3 protein-coding genes are annotated in these 3,938 nt (G+C 71.2%); 2 read left to right on the top strand and 1 reads right to left on the bottom strand.

Annotated elements, in window-relative coordinates:
* Together DBR36_RS10740 and DBR36_RS10735 are read left to right on the top strand one after the other, a co-directional pair.
* Positions 1-1,891 (top strand): dynamin family protein (locus DBR36_RS10740; RefSeq protein ID WP_308810950.1); only part of this gene is annotated, 1,891 nt, incomplete at its 5' end.
* On the top strand, positions 1,888-3,441 hold the full coding sequence (locus tag DBR36_RS10735) for a dynamin family protein (RefSeq protein ID WP_108319239.1): 1,554 nt from the start codon (positions 1,888-1,890) through the stop codon (positions 3,439-3,441). The genes DBR36_RS10740 and DBR36_RS10735, both read left to right, overlap by 4 nt.
* Here the strand turns inward: DBR36_RS10735 and DBR36_RS10730 are convergent.
* On the bottom strand, positions 3,373-3,938 hold a 566-nt coding region (locus DBR36_RS10730), incomplete at its 5' end, for a hypothetical protein (RefSeq protein ID WP_181373563.1). The genes DBR36_RS10735 and DBR36_RS10730 overlap by 69 nt on opposite strands.

Raw genomic sequence — 3,938 nt, 5'->3', positions numbered from 1 at the left:
ACCCACCACGTCCCCCGCCGCTCCCGCCGACGCGAAGAACCCGCCGCCGTCGCCGGCCGAGCTGGCCGCCCTGGTGGAGCGCGCGCGCCGGTTCTCGGCGGCCGTGGGCCGCGAGGACCTCGCCGAGAAGCTGGGCAACACCCGGTCGCGCCTGCAGGACCCGCACGTGCGGGTCGTCATCGTCGGTCAGTTCAAGCAGGGCAAGAGCAAGCTGGTCAACGCCCTCATCAACGCTCCCGCGTGCGCCGTCGACGACGACATCGCCACGTCGGTCCCCACCTCGGTCGGTTACGCCGAAGAGCCCTCCGCCACGGTGCTGGTGCGCCGCGAGAGCGGAGAGGCTCATGAGATCCGCCGCGTCGACATCCCCTTCGAGCGCCTCTCGGACTACGTCACCGCCCGCGCGGACGACGAGCAGGAGGGCGACGTCGTCGGCGCCGAGGTGCTGCTTCCCCGAGAGATCCTCAAGGGGGGCCTGCGCATCGTCGACTCGCCCGGCGTCGGTGGACTCGAATCCACCCGGTCGCTCGCGACGCTCGCGGCCCTGACGACCGCGCACGCGGTGCTGCTCGTCTCGGACGCCTCGCAGGAGTACACCGAGCCCGAGATCCAGTTCCTGCGCCACGCGATGCGCATCTCGCCGAACGTCGCCGCGGTGCTGTCCAAGACCGACCTGTACCCGCAGTGGCGCGACATCCAGCGCGTCGACGAGAAGCACCTGAACGAACTGGGCGTCGACATCGACGACGTGCCCGTGTTCGCCGTCTCGAGCGACCTGCGCCTGCTCGCCGCCGAGCAGCAGGATCGCGAACTCAACGACGAGTCCGGGTTCCCCGAGCTCGTCGCGCACCTGCGCCGCGATGTGCTGGGCAAGGCCGAGGAGATCAACCGCAAGGGCGCGGTGCACGACCTCATGACGGTGGCCGATCAGCTCTCGCTGACCGTCAAGACCGAGCTGAACGCCCTCGAGCACCCCGAGGACACCCCGGGCATGATCGCGCGACTCGAGGATGCCAAGGCCAAGGCCGACGACTTCCGCAGCCGCACGAGCCGGTGGCAGGTGACGCTGTCCGACGGCATCGCCGACCTCATCTCGGACACCGAGCACGACCTGCGCGACCGCCTGCGCAAGGTGCAGCGCGAGGGCGAGGCCGCGATCGACGAGGGCGACCCGGGCCCCATCTGGGACCAGATCGCCGAGTGGGTCGACCAGCGCGTGAACGCCGCCGTGTCCGAGACGTTCGTCTGGACGAACGAGCGCTCGCAGTGGCTCGCCGAGCAGGTGGCCGACGAGTTCCGCATGGGCGAGGAGTCCATCCCGCTGATCGACGTCGCCGGCACCGACGGCCTGCTCGACCCGGTCGAGGAGCTGCAGCACCTCGACGACGGCAAGATGGGCGCGGCCGAGAAGATCTACATCGGCGTCCGCGGCTCGTACGGCGGTGTGCTGATGGTGGGTCTGGCGACCAGCATCGTCGGGCTCTCGCTGATCAACCCGCTGTCGCTCCTCGCCGGTGTGCTGGTGGGGCGCCGCGCGTTCCGCGAGGACATGTCCTCGCGTCTGCTGCGCCGTCAGAACGAGGCGAAGAACTTGCTGCGCCGCCACATCGAGGACACCGTCTTCCAGGTGGGCAAGCAGCTCAAGGACCGTCTGCGCATCGTGCAGCGCACGGCGCGCGACCACTTCGGCTCGATCGCCGACGAGCTGCACCGCTCGCTCAGCGACTCGGTCCTCGTGGCCAAGCAGGCCGCGGCGAGCTACACCGCCGACCGCGACAAGCGCATTCAGCAGCTGCACGCGCAGCTGCGCGACATCGAGGCGCTGCGCGGCCGCATCCCCGCCGCCGAGCTCTCGTCGGGCCGCCCCGCGCGCGCGGCGGTCACCCGATGAGCGCGGGTCTTCCCGAGGTCGCCCGCATCGTCGATGACGCCCTGGGCGTGTACGCCGACGACGCGGCCGCCGTCGAGGTGCTCGAGTCGTTCCGCGCGCGCTTGCGCGAGCCCCTGCGGCTCGCCGTGGCCGGCATCGTCAAGGCGGGCAAGTCGACGCTGCTGAACGCCCTGATCGGCGAACGCATCGCCCCCACCGACGCGGGGGAGTGCACCCGCACGATCACCTGGTACCGCTACGGCTCGACCGCCCGCGTCGACCTGCGCCTGCACGACGGGCGGCGCATCTCGCGCCCCGTCCGCCGTGACGAGGGGCGCCTGGTGCTCGACATGGGCGGCTACACCGCCGAAGAGGTGGCGTGGATCGACGTCGCGTGGCCGAGCGAGAGCCTGCGTTCCACCGTGCTCATCGACACGCCCGGCATCGCCTCGCTGACAGTCGAGAACTCCGCCCGGTCGACGGACTTCTTCATCCCGAAGGACACCCCCACGGCCGCGGATGCCATCATCTACCTGCTGCGTCACGTGCACGCCGAGGACCTCAAGTTCCTCGAGGCTTTCCGCGACACGGCCGCGGGCGAGTCGCAGACGGTCAACGCCCTCGCGGCGCTCTCGCGCGCCGACGAGATCGGCTCGGGCCGGATCGACTCGTTGCTGTCGGCCGCGAAGATCGCCGACCGCTACCGCCGCGACGGAGAGCTGCGCTCGCTCGCGCTCGACGTCGTCCCGGTGGCGGGTCTGCTCGCCGAGGGCGGGCGGACCCTGCGCGAGAGCGAGTTCATCGCCCTGCGCCACATCGCGATGATGGACCGCGCCGCGCGCGACCGTCTGATGCTCACGGTCGACCGCTTCACCCGCGCCAGCGACGACACCGCCCTCAGCGTCGACGTCCGGCGGGCCCTGCTGCGCCGCTTCGGCCTGTTCGGCGTGCGCCTGGCCGCAGCCCTCATCCGCGGCGGGGCGAACACCTCGTCGGCGTTGTCGGACCGCCTCGTGCAGCAGAGCGGCCTGGTCGAGGTGCAGCGCTTCGTCGAGGACCAGTTCCGCGGCCGTGCCTTCGCGCTCAAGGCACGCGGCATCCTGCACAGCGTCGAGCGGCTCGTGCGCGAGCGCCCGCGTCCGAACACGGCGGGCCTCTTGGCATCCATCGAACGACTGACGGCCCAGAGCCACGACCTGCGGGAGCTCTCGCTGCTGGCCGAGCTGCGCACGTCCCCGCCCGAGCTCGACGCCGCGGTCCTCGCCGAGGCCGAGCGCATCGTCGGCGGTGCGGGACTGGCTCCGGCGCGACGTCTGGGTCTCGGCGACGATGCCGAGCCGGCCGCGCAGCGCGAGCGTATCGACGGTCTGATGACCACGTGGCGCTCCCTCGCGGAGTCGCCCCTCACCGACCGCCACACGGCCGATCTGTGCCGCGGTGTCGTGCGCAGCGTCGAGGGGGCGGCATCCGACCTCTTCGGATCGGATGCCGCCCCCTCGAGTTCAGAGTTCGGCGGTGGCGCCGCTGGTGGTGCCGCGTCGGATGTCGTGCTTTCGGGCGGTCCAGCGTAGAGCGGCCGGGATCACCGAGAACAGCAGCCCCAGGGCCGACAGGCCCAGCTGGATCAGCAGCAGCCGATCCAGGGGGACGCCGCGGTCGCCCACGGCCACGAACTGGCGAGCGGCCAGCACCGTGACGGCGAGGAAGACCAGGATGCCGAGCATCCACCACCGCGCGTTGTTGCGGCGGTTGTTGAACGACACCAGCGTCGTGATCTGCACCAGCAGGACCGTCACCATCGCGCCGAAGACGCACCAGAAGACGATGTCGGCCGCCGAGCTGATGGTCTCGGAGGGACGCGTGGTGTCCACCTCGCGCACGATCGCCTCGATATCGGGGTCGATCGACTGCCGGATGATGAAGAGGTAGCCCACCGCGATCGCGCCGACCACCAGGCTCAGCACCCAGCTGATCTGCGCCAGGCGCACGGCCGCCGGGGGCGGCATCTTGACCATGACCGGGGCGGCGGCTTTGTCGTGCAGGGCCGGTCGCTCGGGCTTGGCCGCTT

Source organism: Microbacterium sp. HMWF026 (genome assembly GCF_003061325.1).
Classification (GTDB): Bacteria; Actinomycetota; Actinomycetes; order Actinomycetales; family Microbacteriaceae; genus Microbacterium; species Microbacterium testaceum_E.
This window is presented reverse-complemented; position numbering and strand designations above follow the sequence as displayed.